The 14,987-nt window shown below is 36.8% G+C and carries 13 protein-coding genes; all 13 read right to left on the reverse strand.

Annotated elements, in window-relative coordinates:
* Positions 1 to 555: 555 nt before the first annotated feature.
* The 13 genes from QX565_RS08460 to QX565_RS08520 all read right to left on the reverse strand — a co-directional run bounded on the left by QX565_RS08460 (position 556) and on the right by QX565_RS08520 (position 14,984).
* Positions 556 to 1,395 carry a PepSY-like domain-containing protein gene (locus QX565_RS08460; protein ID WP_289292464.1) on the reverse strand — a complete coding sequence of 280 codons (840 nt, stop codon included), beginning with the start codon at positions 1,393 to 1,395 and terminating at the stop codon, positions 556 to 558.
* A gap of 15 nt (positions 1,396 to 1,410) precedes the next feature.
* On the reverse strand, positions 1,411 to 1,848 hold the full coding sequence (locus QX565_RS08465; protein ID WP_221650471.1) for a PepSY-like domain-containing protein: 438 nt from the start codon (positions 1,846 to 1,848) through the stop codon (positions 1,411 to 1,413).
* Between the two features lie 422 nt (positions 1,849 to 2,270).
* Entirely contained in the window at positions 2,271 to 3,038 is a 768-nt protein-coding gene (locus QX565_RS08470; protein WP_221650472.1) for a DUF5131 family protein, read from the reverse strand.
* A 6-nt stretch (positions 3,039 to 3,044) separates the two neighbouring features.
* On the reverse strand, positions 3,045 to 4,325 hold the full coding sequence (locus QX565_RS08475; RefSeq protein WP_289292467.1) for a sensor histidine kinase: 1,281 nt from the start codon (positions 4,323 to 4,325) through the stop codon (positions 3,045 to 3,047).
* Positions 4,326 to 4,327: 2 nt separating this feature from the next.
* Positions 4,328 to 5,005, reverse strand: a complete 678-nt coding sequence (locus QX565_RS08480) for a response regulator transcription factor (RefSeq protein ID WP_221650474.1) — start codon at positions 5,003 to 5,005, stop codon at positions 4,328 to 4,330.
* Between the two features lie 248 nt (positions 5,006 to 5,253).
* Complete coding sequence (proS, locus tag QX565_RS08485) at positions 5,254 to 6,735, reverse strand: proline--tRNA ligase (RefSeq protein WP_221650475.1); 1,482 nt, start codon at positions 6,733 to 6,735, stop codon at positions 5,254 to 5,256.
* A gap of 125 nt (positions 6,736 to 6,860) precedes the next feature.
* Positions 6,861 to 7,592, reverse strand: coding sequence for a TIGR02757 family protein (locus tag QX565_RS08490; protein WP_195349982.1), 732 nt, complete (start codon positions 7,590 to 7,592; stop codon positions 6,861 to 6,863).
* Positions 7,593 to 7,888: 296 nt separating this feature from the next.
* A complete protein-coding gene (locus QX565_RS08495) occupies positions 7,889 to 10,399 on the reverse strand; it encodes a 3-coathanger stack domain-containing protein (protein WP_289292471.1) in 2,511 nt (836 codons plus the stop codon).
* Between the two features lie 100 nt (positions 10,400 to 10,499).
* Entirely contained in the window at positions 10,500 to 11,444 is a 945-nt protein-coding gene (locus tag QX565_RS08500) for a hypothetical protein (protein WP_278508712.1), read from the reverse strand.
* 301 nt (positions 11,445 to 11,745) lie between these two features.
* Positions 11,746 to 12,198, reverse strand: coding sequence for a DUF6808 domain-containing protein (locus QX565_RS08505; protein ID WP_289292476.1), 453 nt, complete (start codon positions 12,196 to 12,198; stop codon positions 11,746 to 11,748).
* Positions 12,195 to 12,689 carry an N-acetylmuramoyl-L-alanine amidase gene (locus QX565_RS08510; protein ID WP_289292478.1) on the reverse strand — a complete coding sequence of 165 codons (495 nt, stop codon included), beginning with the start codon at positions 12,687 to 12,689 and terminating at the stop codon, positions 12,195 to 12,197. The genes QX565_RS08505 and QX565_RS08510 overlap by 4 nt, the downstream gene beginning before the upstream one ends.
* Positions 12,690 to 12,708: 19 nt before the next feature.
* A complete protein-coding gene (locus QX565_RS08515; protein ID WP_289292480.1) occupies positions 12,709 to 13,050 on the reverse strand; it encodes a hypothetical protein in 342 nt (113 codons plus the stop codon).
* 137 nt (positions 13,051 to 13,187) lie between these two features.
* Positions 13,188 to 14,984 (reverse strand): hypothetical protein, encoded by a 1,797-nt coding sequence (locus QX565_RS08520; RefSeq protein ID WP_289292482.1) that lies wholly within the window; start codon positions 14,982 to 14,984, stop codon positions 13,188 to 13,190.
* Positions 14,985 to 14,987: the final 3 nt, after the last annotated feature.

The following is a 14,987-nucleotide window of genomic DNA, read 5'->3' on the forward strand; positions in this document are numbered from 1 at the left end:
GAAAACATAGTGAAGAAAGGACATATCTTTCGTAGTTAACATTTATTAAAGCAATATTCTGCGGAAACATTTGGTTTTAATAGAGTATACGAGAAACGTATCGAAACTCTACGGAGATCAGGTCAAAACTCTACGAGAAACGAAGTATTCCTCGTAGAGTAACAAATGGAATATTTACAATACTTGACAAGAGGTATATGGAAAAGAAAAATTGAGTCCTTCTTTTTGTACTAAAAAATAAATATTTTTAGTACTATGCAAACCGTCTCTATTTCATTCCACTTCCTCATTAACTATCTTAACAGTTTGTCTTACCCTACTTTTTTAGTCCGGCAAAAGTACGTACTTCTAAGGTATAAAAGTACGTACTCATATACAAGAAAAGTACGTTTTTAAGATACACTTAAATACGTACTTTTACAACATAAAGAATGCATTATTAATTACGTTGTCATTCAGCAACTTACGTCTTATTTACTATTTCATACATCGATGATCTTCAACAGACGCTTTCTGTTATAATTGCTGTTATGATAACTTTAAGTCCAATAGAGATCAGATAAATTTCCCTGTCGTATCTATTTTCACTTTTACCTCTTTCGCTCCTTGCTCCAGCTCAATCTGATAATAATCTCCTTGTGGTGCTTCATAATATTCGGCATCATCCACAGTATACGTACTGTATTCAGAGTTTGCCAATGCTTGTGTCACAACAGCAGGGAGTTCATTCCGACGAATGTCCCATGAAGTAGAAATCCAATTGTTCGTTTTATCAAACCAAACCTCTTTACAACGCCCCTCGTGAACGATTTCCACTTCTGTCACACCCTGTTCTACTTCTATCTCCATCAACCGGGCATCGGGATATTTATCGTTAATGAAAGAAAGAATTGCTTCCGGAACCTGTGCCGGCAAATGGCTTTCATAATCGTCATCATGATCCGTATCTGCAACTGCTTTTATCAAAAGCCCTTCAGCAGAATAGTACAAATCCATTTCCTGTGGTTTCTTCTCAACCTCAATGACATATACTGTTTCCATATCCCGACGTTCCAATTTATCAACATCGTCAACAGTCCAAGTGCTATAATCTCCCTGTTCAAACGCCGCTTTCACAGCTTCGGGCAAGCCTACATACAAAACATCCGTTTCTGTCATGCACCACACACCTGCCGGAGTGAACCAGGCAGAAGCTTCACTGGCATTATCATAAAAATCGGCAACATAATAACCAGCTTTTGTTTCCCATTCTACGCGAGTAGCAGCAGGATATTTCTCCAGGAATGCTTTCTGAAGTTCGGGAGATACTCTCATGTTATCATCATCATTATCACAACTTTGCAAACTTATAATACAGGCAACCGCCATTAGTATAGAATAAAATCTCGTCTTCATTATTCTCTATCTTTTTTAATTATCAATATCAATCAGGTTAAATTGCAGGTCAAACTTCAGTTCCCACTTATTAGAGAGCTTCACTTCATACTCTTTTTTGTCACGTTCTATCTTCAACACTTTAGCGTCGGGATAGTTCTCTGAGATATACTTACGAATAACCACAGGAATAACACTCACAGGGACAGCACTGTACTTGCAATTCACCTCTTTCCAATTTCCTTGTTTGTCAAACTCTACTTTATTGCCATCGGTAAAAATGACATCATAACTCTTATCGAACCAATCGGTTTCCATTTTAGCTATAGCAACCTTGCTGTCGCTAAAGTGCGATTTTACAAACTGTTGAGCCGGTTGTGGTAACTGGTCTACCTTAATAGGCTTATCATCATTTGCCCTTACAACAGATTGAATAGTAAACAGGCACACAAATAAAAGAAGTAACTTTTTCATAATCATTTTTTTTTATACTGTTTTTTTCTTTGAATATTTAATTATGATACAAAGATGAGAAGAGAAACTGAAAAGATTTTGAAATCTGAGAAGAAATGAAATAAAAAGCGATCTTATATATTATATTTGTAAAGTCTAACAAAAAACATTTCTACATGAGAGAAAAATTAGTCTTGTCTCTTCTTGTATTTATAGTGACCACAAATCTGGCCAAGAAGAATACACGATACTGATTATAAAGTAGGCAACAAATAGTTTACTGATAAAAGTACTTCCGAGTATTTCTGGAAAAATTATCAAGGTGCACAAACTACCAACAAATGGCAAAATGCTGTTATGTAAGATTGTGGCAAACGTTGGGAGTGGCTAAAGAAAGAATAAAAAAAGCCGGAAACATCTATCATTTTTAAAAGAGGTCTTTTTTATAAAATTCCTCTTTTTTCCGGTTTACCATCCCTGCCTATTCTGTAATTTATACCTGCTTTCCATGCCTGTGCAATCTGATAATATCGTTTAATGCGATACAACTTTCCGTCTTTAAGCAGTTTGGCTCCGGTCTGATGGAAACAGAAAGGAATGTCTTTTTCTATACACTGTTTACGAATATCGAGTATCCATTCATAATCACAAATTCTGGCATCATTCCCCGATTCACCACTTGCTGCTACTTCTTCAATTGTATCGTCCAAGTAAGGTGAGAGAGCCAAACTTTCCAGTAGCGGAGCTGCTATAATTATTTTATGTCGTATCGGCAACTCTTTAAAAATAGGCAAGCGATAATCTGCCATCTCCTGGTTTTCAACGGTACACCCGATAATCACATTCTTATATCCGTTTCCCCAGTCATCGGGCAACCCAACCTTAAACCGATCAATACGTTTAGTAAAAATAAAAAAGTCCAAATCTTCCCTTTCACGTATCATAGCCCATGCTTCTGCCCGCCATTCGTCTGCACCATCCACAAAGAAGTCAGAAGTAAAACAAGTATAAACCAATTTTCCCGACTCTATCTTATAACTTTTATCGCGCTTTAGCTTCACAGGCAGACTAAAATTCGCAGTTTTGCGAACCTCACGACTGCTGGTATCTGCACCATACATTTCATCCTGTCGATAAACATAGCAATATTTACAACCGGCACTGATTTTAGTACAACCATGCCACGGATTCCAGCTTGCTGACATTATCATATTTACCTAAATTTTCTCTTCTGAAATTTCAAAACAATGTTCGCCATTCTCAAAATAATACCTCAGTCCGATATTCTGCAACCGGCAAATAGAATCAACGATTGCCAGTCCAAGTCCTGTAGAACCTTCTTTTTTGGCACCCTGATAAAAACGCTCAAAAATACGTTTCTCGTCCAAAGGCTGTCCTACCCCACTATTACGAAACGTAAAGCTGTGTGGCCTTATTTCTATTCGGATATGTCCACCATCTATGTTGTGAACGAATGCATTCTTCAAAAGATTAGTTATCAGGATAGTGGCAAGAGACTCATTCATTTGTACGCGAAAAATACCATCTTCAACTATTTCTGTCTGAATATCCCGATAAGCATATACTTCTTTATAATCATCCATGTACTGCTTTAAAAGTTCATTAAGTTCCAGTTCTACGGTTTCTGTAAATTGCCCGTTATCTATTTTAGAGAGTAATAACAGCGATTTATTCAGTTTTGTAATATGCTCCAAAGTCTGGTGAGTCTTCATCAACTCCTCCAGCTGGGTTTCAGAAAGAGATTCATCTTCCATCATCATCTCCAGACGATTTCGGCAAATGGCAAGCGGAGTCTGTATTTCATGAGAAGCATTGCCTATAAATTGTTTTTGTTGTTCAAACAGTTGTTCACTACGTTCTGCATTCCGAAGGGCTGCTTCATTTAGCTTACGAAATTCAGTTATCTGTGTGTCATTCTTCAGAAGTTTATTCTTATTTCCTATCCGATAATCATCCAACCAATGCAACAAGACATATAAAGGTTTCATATTTTGTTGAAATACCCACACATTCACTGCTATTATAACAAGCAACAAAGCGATATAAAGAAATATCATCCAATCACGTATCGCAGCAGTCAAATCCTCTTTCTCTATACTGGGAATAGATACTGTTAATTCATAAAAACGATTTTCATTATCTTTAAATATCGTAGTCAGAATACGTGCCGGTTCGGTTTCACCCTTTTCCACAATATAAACCATCGAATCTTTATAAGTAATGCCTTCACGGCTGTCCGCATATTCCTCAGTAACTTCTTTAAGATAATATTGATTGTTTGAACCGGTATTTTGTGAAGGCAATTCCTCTCCGGCAAGAGCACGAATAATGATTATTTCCGAATAATCTTCCAGAGAATCGTCCACCTCATCGTTTACCTCATCCATCATAGCCATATAAAAAAACACTGCCCAAACACCTAGAACAAGTGTCAAGAGCAAGGATATGCGGATAACGATGCGATAAATCAGTTTCATAATTATTCAACAGTCATTTTATAGCCAAATCCATAAACTGCTTTTATTTCAGCAGTGGCTCCGGCATCTTTCAGTTTCTTACGAAGATTCTTTATTTGTGCATAGATAAAGTCAAAATTATCTACCTGGTCGATATGATCTCCCCAAACAGACTCGGCAAGTGTATTCTTATTAACCAGTCTGCCGGGACGATTAATAAAATACAATAAAATATCATATTCCTTCCGGTTCAGCTCAACTTCTTTTTCATCAATAAGCACCTGGTATTTATCCGGAAGAATACGAATATTACCCAAACGAATATCAACCTCTCCATCATGATGTTGACGGCGAATAACGCTTTTAATACGAGCATTCAGTTCTGCCAGATGAAAGGGTTTAGGTAAATAATCGTCCGCCCCCAATTCCAATCCCAATACTTTATCTTCCAAAGAGTCTTTCGCAGAGATAATAATTACATTCTCACGTTTGTGCATTGCTTTCAGCTTTTCAAGCAGATTAAGTCCGTTACCATCCGGAAGCATGATATCCAGTAAAACGCAATCGTAATCATAATCTTCTATTTTGCACAAAGCCGAATTAAAATCGGCAGCCACCTCCACCACATAACGCTCTTTTTCCAATGAACGTTGAATGAGTTCACGTAATGAAGGTTCATCTTCAACTATCAATATCTTCATAAGATTACTTTTTTATTAGATATATGTACAAAGAAAGAGGAAGTTTCTGAAATAAAGCTGAAATCACGACGTTTTTTTTAATTTTAAGCTCATAATGCAGGTACTGTATCCCAACTGAGTGATAGTATTGAAATACCGATTCATAGTAAGAGCTAAATCTGAGATACTCCGCTTATTCACTAAAAAAACAAATGCCGGTTGGATCAATGATCTGCAACCGGCACTCGCGTCAGAAATAAAGTATCTTCTTAATAAGAACGTGCAAAAATCACACGGCATGCAGAAGGCTTACCTGTAACCATACACTTACCCGGAGTTTTATCGCCATCGAATGGAATACAGCGAATAGTCGCTTTCGTCTCTTCTTTAATTTTCTCTTCGGTTTCAGTAGTTCCATCCCAGTGAGCAAGAATGAAACCACCCTTTTCTATTTCTGTCTTAAACTCATCATAAGTATCTACGGTTCTTGTCATAGACTCACGATGTTTCAAAGCTTTCTGATAAATATTTGCCTGAATTTCTTCAAGGAGATTTTTAACATACGCTTCGATACCTTCACAAGAAATTGTTTCTTTTTCCAAAGTATCACGGCGCATTACCTCCATTGTATTGTTCTCCAAATCACGGCCACCCATAACAAGACGCACAGGCACACCTTTCAGTTCATAATCTGCAAACTTAAAGCCAGGACGCTTATTATCGGCATTATCATACTTCACAGAAATACCCAGTGACTTCAAATTGGCAACAATACCCGCCACCTTAGCATCAATCTGCTTCAATTGTTCGTCGTTTTTATAGATAGGTACTATAACGACCTGTATAGGAGCCAAATGCGGAGGCAATACCAACCCGTTATCATCAGAGTGAGTCATGATAAGTGCTCCCATCAGACGAGTAGAAACACCCCATGAAGTAGCCCACACATACTCCATCTTATTCTCTTTATTCACAAACTGTACGTCAAATGCTTTGGCAAAGTTCTGTCCCAGGAAGTGAGAAGTACCACTTTGCAAAGCTTTTCCATCTTGCATCATTGCCTCGATAGTATACGTATCAAGTGCACCGGCAAAGCGCTCGTTAGCCGACTTCACTCCTTTTACCACCGGAACAGCCATATACTTCTCTGCAAAATCAGAGTATACATTCAGCATTCTGACTGCTTCTTCTTCCGCTTCTTCACGGGTAGCATGTGCTGTATGACCTTCCTGCCACAAGAACTCGGCTGTACGCAGAAAAAGGCGTGTACGCATTTCCCAACGGAATACATTTGCCCATTGATTGCACAGAATAGGCAGATCACGATAAGATTGTATCCAGTTTTTATATGTATTCCAGATAATTGTTTCTGAAGTAGGACGAATAATCAGTTCTTCCTCAAGTTTTGCAGCCGGATCTACCACGACTCCCGAACCGTCTTCTGCATTTTTAAGACGATAGTGAGTCACTACTGCACACTCTTTAGCAAAGCCTTCCACATGTTCGGCTTCACGGCTAAGGAAAGATTTCGGGATTAGTAACGGAAAATAAGCATTCACATGACCTGTTTCTTTAAACATATCATCCAACTGACGTTGCATTTTCTCCCAAATAGCGTATCCGTAAGGCTTTATCACCATACATCCACGCACAGCCGACTGCTCTGCCAGATCGGCTTTTACCACCAAATCATTGTACCATTGCGAGTAATTCTCGCTACGTTTGGTAAGGTCTTTCAGTTCTTTTGCCATTATATTTTTATTTAAAGTTTTCTTAACTCATTAAAAACAGGATGCAAAAATACGAAATTAGACTGAACTCTACCTATTCTTCTGCATTATTTTTGTCAATGAAAGCCGCTATAACGAGGCTTCTGTCACTTTACAGGCTCATTCACTCCAAAACCGAACAAAGCAAAATCTCCTTTTACCGGATCATCGGGCCAGATACGTGCCAATGCTTTAGTAATATCACTTGCTGTTTTGATACATTTACGGCTTTTTGTCAAGCCCAAATCGATAGAGATACGATGAACGTGAGTATCAAGTGGAATAATCAATTCACGGGGATGAAATTTCTGCCAGATACCAAAATCAACACAGGAGTCCCGACGAATCATCCAACGCAGAAACATACACATTTTCTTTGATTCGGAAGTACTACGTATTTCGGGCATACCGTTGATATGCCCAAAAACTGATTGTAATCTTTGTAATGGTGAGAATCCTTCAAAGGACTTATAAAGATAGTCTTCCAATGTCGGGGTTTGAGAATACACTGCATGCAAGGTACTACACAACAGATAAAAATCATCATAAGAATAATATCGGTAAAAACTTCTCTTTTGCCCTGCATACATTTTCCATTCTTCACTCATTATATAAGAATGAGGAGCACGACTGAATAGTTCACAATCCACCCGGTCTGCACTTTTGATAATGGCTTTACGGTTTCCGGTAGCTATCCAGGAAGTTACGAGACCTGAAATTTCAATATCTACCTGAGAGGTATAACGATGAGGTATTTGTATCGGATCTTCTGTGATAAAGGCCGGAGTTTCATATCGTTCCGCCAATAACATAAGATATTCTTTCAGTTCTTTATTCATGATTATTACAGATATAGCAAGAGCCATAAATCAGGTTGATTTATGGCTCTTTTCATTTGGAGCGGCAAGCGAGACTCGAACTCGTGACCCTTAGCTTGGGAAGCTCAAACAAGTAGAGCACAAATAACTAATAATCAAAATAATACATTGTTTAAAATACTATTTGCACAATATTTGCATTGAAAAACATTCGTAATTTCATTTTTCCTATATTAACACAACACATGTCTCCATAGATGGTATGTAACAGTTCTGGATAATTAAGAAAAGACCATATGCAACTATAAGTACAAAATCTACATCTGTACATTCATTTTTTTTATTCCAACAACTTTACCATCCACTACAAGACTATAAATATAATATCCTTTCATAAAATCTGTAGCATTCAATATTAATGAACCAACATTACGTTCAGTTATTGAATATCTTTTTTCAATAGTTCCATCAATATTATAAAATTCAATATAAGCTTTTTGAGCTGTTTCAGGAATATTAAATAATATTTCTGTCTGGTCTACTACTGGGTTCGGAGCGTTTTGTTCAATAAAAGCTTTATCGGTTAATATTGTTGTATTTTCAATATTAGTTGTTAACGAACGTGATGTTCTCCACAACGTAATAGTCTTTTGATATTTTTCAGAAGTACCTAAACAATCATTGTAAACTTCTACAGTAACATAATAAGTTCCTGTAGAATAGTTTCCACCATCCCAAATATTAATTTTATTATCAACTACATTTCCTGATGTTTGATAAATTTTCTTCCCGGACCGATTAAAAACATATGCATTATAACGATTAACCCCTGATACATAATATACTAAAATATCGTTTATTCCATCTCCATTGGGACTTAAAGCACCTGAAGGAAAATATGAACATATCGGTTTACAAACACAAGGTTGTATTTTAGCAGAAAAGACACAACCTTTCATTGCTTTAAAGCCAGGCTTTAATACGATTAAATTTCCCGACTCAAATACATTCGTTTTATTTTCCTCAATTATTACATTCCCGCTTGTTTCTATTTTATATTCAACTTTTGTTAATGGTGGCAAATTTGAAGTATTTGAATAATACACTTCAGCCCTATTATTGCATAATGTATTGCAAGGCATACATGATCCTCCACAATCCAAACCTTCTTCATCACCATCCTTTATACAATTATTACAATAAACACCACCACAGGGATTACAACTACCTCCACAATCTATTCCAGTTTCATCCCCATCTTTTTTCTTATTGTCACAATGAGTTGGCCTATATCCACAATAAATACAATCTTTACCTCCACAATCTATACCAGTTTCGTCATAGTCTTGTTTTCCATTAAAACAATGTTCAAATCTATCAGAAGGTAAGTAATAACCTATTGATTTTACTCCTGAAGATAAGGGATCTAAGTATTGTTTGAATAAACCTTTTTCATAAGAAACAGAAAAACGACCATAAAAATCGGGACCTTCATAATATTCATATTTACCATTCTTTGTCCCACAATATGAACTTCCTCCCCAAAGTTGTCCAATGACTTTATTTTCTGAATTAAATAGTGGCGCTCCAGAAGACCCTCCTTCTGTAACTCCAACGTCCCACCTTATTTTCCAATATGGTTTAAATAGATACGAATGTAACTGATCTGTTTCCAATACTTTATTACTTAGTGAGATCTTTTTCACATCTCCATTCGGATGATGTATAGTAGCTATATTACCAGAATACATTTTGTCTTCATTTGCATCCCATCCAGCATAAGAAACTCCCCAGTTTTTCAACGTATCAGGAGATACCATTAAATATAGCAACATATAATCCGATGTATTACCATAGGTATTATATTCCTTTTCTTGTTTAATATAAACAGGAGTATCTCTTGATAGAATAGTTGCTCCTGCTACTGATTTAAATTTTGATAATGGTAAATTGGCACCATCCACTCCACATTGTTCCACTTCATAATTAAACACAAATATCATATTTTCAGTAAAATAATTCTCTTCAAATCCATCATTATCCATACCAAGAGAACAATGCATTGCTGTTAAAAAATAAGGTCTACCATCTTGTAAGGTATTATTTAACAATGTACCTGTACACCATCCCCAATATTGATATCCAGATGAAGATATTTGACTTAAAATTTGTGCTACTGCACTTTTAGAAATTCGCCAAGGATTCCCTTCGTTACACATTATATCTTTCTCACAAGTACTACTTCCATCAGGAGAGTATATTCCATGTTTCATATCTATAAAACAATGGACTATTTTATCCAAAAAAAGTCTCCCAGTAAATTCTACATTTTGGGGTTCATGATATTCTATTATTAATTCATTTCCATTTAGAAATATAGTTGAAAATAGACTATCGCTATTATTATTCAATTCCGTAAATGAACCAATATACTCAGTTTTATCACCATTATATATAAACATCTTTGAACCAGTAGGAATATAAAATTTATTAAAAACAAGTTGCATTGCATACGCTGTAGGGGACTTGACTTTATAATAGAAAATATTCATAGAATCTTTAACAATACAATTTGCCTCTTTTCTAATATCAATTGAGACAGGTACTGAAATCCCATATAATTTCTTTTTAGAATATCCATACTCATCTGCAAATACAACTGATTTTTGTCTCAACTCATCATTATCTATTGACTTGAGTACCGTAGAACTCATATTCGTCCTTGACAATGTAGAATCATAATATAAAGGAATTCCTCCATGACTAACTTGAGCGACAATAGAATTTAAATTCATTATCATAATAAATAATATAATAACATTTCTCATAATAATACAGTTACATATTTTTCAATTTATTTATCTCTTGAATCATTTCATCTATCTTTTTCATAACCTATAAATTTAAAAATTAATAAATTAATAGCTATCATCTCTTTTTTAGCTCATTGATTTCTTTCTTCATTTCAATTATGTATAAAGTTAATTCTTCTATCTTTTGAAGTAATAAAGCGTTGGTTTCAGCTACATTCACTCCATTAGCTTTTACTTCTTTTTCTGATGGAACACCCGGCAAAGTACCTTTTTCATCTATGTGCTGCTCCACTTCCTCCAGTGTAGGAAGTTTGTAACCTTTCTTAAAAACAAAATCAGCCCAATTATTGGATTCTACCTTGATCTCTTTTGCACGGATAGTACCATTAACATCAAATTCACTGGATGGATTAACTGTACCAACGCCTATTTTTCCATATTGATCAATATGCATTCTCACCCGCGGTATTCCTGTAGCATCCCCAGGCTGGCTGGTCATTAACTGTAAAAAAGTACCCCATTCATCACCTCTAAAAGCTCTTATACCGCTTTGACCTGCATTCTTAAAATTAAAAATTATATCTCGTTTACTTGCTTCACCTGTAGGAGAATTAGGACCTTGAATTATGAATGTGGAATTTGTATTATCCAACTCATTTCCAAATTCAAATGAATCAGTTACTTTTAATTTCTCCAAATTAACATTCCCTGATAAATCACTCATTAATATTTTATTCCATCCATTCCAAGAGGAAGATAGAAAATCGCCATTTCTATAAAAAACACCATTATTATTAAAACTTAATTGACTTATATATCCAGCCGTTCCGTTAAATCCAGGAGAAATCGTAAGATTCGTAGTAAATCCATATGCAGTACTTATTCCTGAAGTCGTTAAGAACTTCAGGTCTGCTCTAATTGCTTTTTCCCCATAACTATTGGGTGATTCACTTACATCCCTTGTATCATTAACTTCTAAGGATGTTGCAGTTTGCGCACTGACATTCATTGCTAATAAAGAAAGAATAAACACAACTAATTGATAAAGAATCTTCTTCATAATAATAAAATTAAAATGTTAACACTAATAAGGATTATCTCAATCAATAAAATATCATAGCAAGTCATATTTATAAATATAATTTGCTAAGCGAGAAAGCAATTACTATAAACAAAAATAAAGAAAAATGCAAAATAATCCAAAAAAAACAACAAATAATTTTGAATTTATTTTCATATCAAAAATATAAAGAAATTAGGTAAATAATAATAGTTTAACAGTGTATTCGTAAAAACCACGATTCCGAAGAACTGGGGTTGTCACTTGTCGATACAAGTAAGCTTCTACACATATATAACAATTACCACATAAATAAGTTATAACTAATTCCTGCACCGACATACCATCCATATGGATACCCATATCCGGCTTGTAGTCCAATCCCCCAGCGTTTCTTTTTCAGTGTGATGGTATGATAAATATCATTTGTTACCGTTTGATACACTGCTCTCGGAAATACCTGCATACTATCCAGTCTCGGACGATAACCGGACACCCATACCCGGTAAAGACTATCCTCATAATATGCTTGTTCACGATGAATCACAGTATCACCTACATGCATCGTATCTGTCAACCTAATAATTAATAGAGGCGCCATAGGGGAAGGAATCAATAATGTATCAACCTTGACAATCGTCTTTATCTTTGTCTCGGTCTTGATTTCTGCCGGAAATTGATTGATCGGACGGAACCAAGCCGCCATACAAACAATCAGCAACATTATTACTAATGCCCAGGGTAACGCTTTCATGGCTTCACTAGTGTATTACGCAGGAAATTACTAAACTCACTCCGTACATCGAAACACGGGCAAGCCTTGATATATTCTGCCGGTTCAACCTCACCATTTCCATTAAGATCGGGAGATGTATCCCGGTGTCCGAGTAACTCAATGATCTTATACTCTTTGCATAGTTTGGCAACAAGATCACGAAGGGCGTTCTTTTGTGCTTCGGTCCGAGTGTCTGCCGGGTGTCCATTCACATCCAGTCCGCCAATGTAGCAGATACCAATACTATGCTTGTTGTATAATACCCCGGAGAATCCTTTCGTATTACAGTGTGCGCCGTCAATACTCAACGGGCGTCCGTTCTCTACAGTACCATCGAGATCAATTACGAAGTTATATCCGATCTGAAAAAATCCTCTTTGTCTATGCATACGATCAATGTCTTTTGCACGTAGATCCTGCCCGGCACGTGTGGCCGAACAATGGATGATAATAGAATCAATTGTTTTCATGCTGTCCCTCCTTTATGTTCTAATAACCATTTTGCGGCTCACGGTCACCACATCTTTTCTTCTCGCATCGTTTTAAAGCAAGCTCTAATTTCAAGTTAAAAATGTCCTCCTTTGCTGCAAAGAGTTCATCTTGTACGATTCTCAACCTATTTGTTTGCTCGACAAATCGCTCTTCTTTATCCGACAGTTGTTTTTGTAAAAACTCATTATACTCTCTTAAAGTCTTGAATTCAGCACTATCCGCGTTGGCATCCTCTATCCGGGCGTTCGTTTTGCGATTCATGTAAAAATTTACACCCCATTTGATCGCCTCCAATCCCCCCAAAGCACCGATGATTGCCAGCCAGTCATTTAATCCCATCTTTTATTGTTTATAAATTTATTAATACTATCTTTGTCGGAGCGATGAGGGTGTCCGATAAGGATTCCCTCGTAATTTTGTTAATGATCCGCCCTACTTGTGAAAGTAGGGCGGTTTTTCAGCTCTCATAGTTATCTCTACTCATTATTATATGTTTTTTTTAGAGAGCCATTTTTATAAAAACTTATCCCATATGGGTTAATGGAAACCTTCCTTTTTACTGTTCCTGATACTCCATATTCATTATATGTCCCTTCCATTGATATTTCTTCGTCACTGATTACTATGGTGGAATCCCACGGGAGGGATTCTCCCACCTGCATCGCAGTCCTATGAGATTTAATCGTAATATAAGAGCCGAAGGCCGAAGTAGAACCGGATGCCCAAGTAGGGAACCTGATCTCCAAAGCTTTATTACCCAGAGAATCAACCATTAACAGAGACGAGGTATCTGGACTTATGATTACTCGTTTGCCATCCTTAGACGTTTCTACTTTACCGATAAACTCACCGTCAACAGCCTTTATCTTTCCATCCTTATCTACTATAAAATTACCATTGATATTAAGTCCGGTAGCCTCAATGATTTGAGCTAAAAGAGTTCCGGTTATCTCAACCCTATCCCCTTCAATCTTGATACCTTCTTTACTGGCGTTTATAGCGGCTAAAATCTTATTCGGATTACCTTCCGCACCAGCTCCCATTATCTCCACTTTCCACTCACGGGCTGACTGTGTGACCTGCGTACTTACCTTTTCTTCAATCGCTGCATCCGCACCGGCTACAGCGTCATCAACAGCCTTCTTGGTTGTCTCTGAAACTGTACTCTGAAAACCTTCTGCTGTTTGATTGATTGAAGTCTCCTTTTCTGAGATATTCTGTAAGATACCGGTAGCCGCATCAACCTGTGTTTCGATCTCTCCAACCTTGCTTTCAATTCCCTGTGCCGTTATATTGATAGAGGCTTCTCTTTCTTTTACGGTAGTCAATATTCCCGTTGCTGCATTTGCCGCTTCGTCTGCAAAGCCGGCATTATCAGAAGCAGATGTAGCATATTTCTCAGCCTGCTTCACAGATGCAGCGATCTGCCCTTCTTTGACCTCGAATCTTGTTTCTATATCAGTTATGGTAGTATTAACTCCTTCTAACTCTGTTTCCACTGTCTTATTACTTGATTGCAGAACAAATGTGCCACGAAGTATTACACCGTCGGCTATAAGTCCGAACCAACGTTTTACTGAGCCTATAACAGAAGAAGCCCAAGCCGGAATCAATCCGATATCAGCCTTTCCGAGTACACATTTCACACATTTCGGATCGTCATAAGCTTCCCAACTATTGATACCGTCATAAAAGTACTGGCAATTGGTACGTGAAGAGATTCGGATAAATGATTGTCTGTCCGTATCATGTACGTTACCCACCCTCACAATAATCATATGCTGATAAGGAAGAGAATCCCCAACCGGTTCAAGAATTATCGATTGGTTTTCGCTATTCGGATCGTCAAGGGCTAAAAACTTCTGAATCGCATAGATAACTCCGCTATTGGCAGGATTATGATAGTAACCAACCAGCAAATCATCATTTGCCAAAGGATTTATATCTCCTTCGCGCAAATCCGGATAAACTGTACAAGTACTATTCCCATTATCAACATAAGAAGCGATCTTAATTGAACTGCTAATTATCTCTTCATCTTCTGTCACCTTGATACGGTTATAAACAAACTCATTCGTGATAAACTTATCACGGGAATAAACAGACTTAAATTCAGCATCGCCTTTCTGAGATATCATCCAGCCGGAAGTACCAGATACAAATGTACTGACACATTCCGGTATTAATTTACCGGCCGTATTTAAAATCTGTTTGCCGGTCATTTTAGCAGAACTTATAAAGCCTGCTATGCCTGTACTTGATAATCCTGCCATATT

The organism is Bacteroides sp. 41_26, from assembly GCF_949740115.1.
Classification (GTDB): Bacteria; Bacteroidota; Bacteroidia; order Bacteroidales; family Bacteroidaceae; genus Bacteroides; species Bacteroides nordii.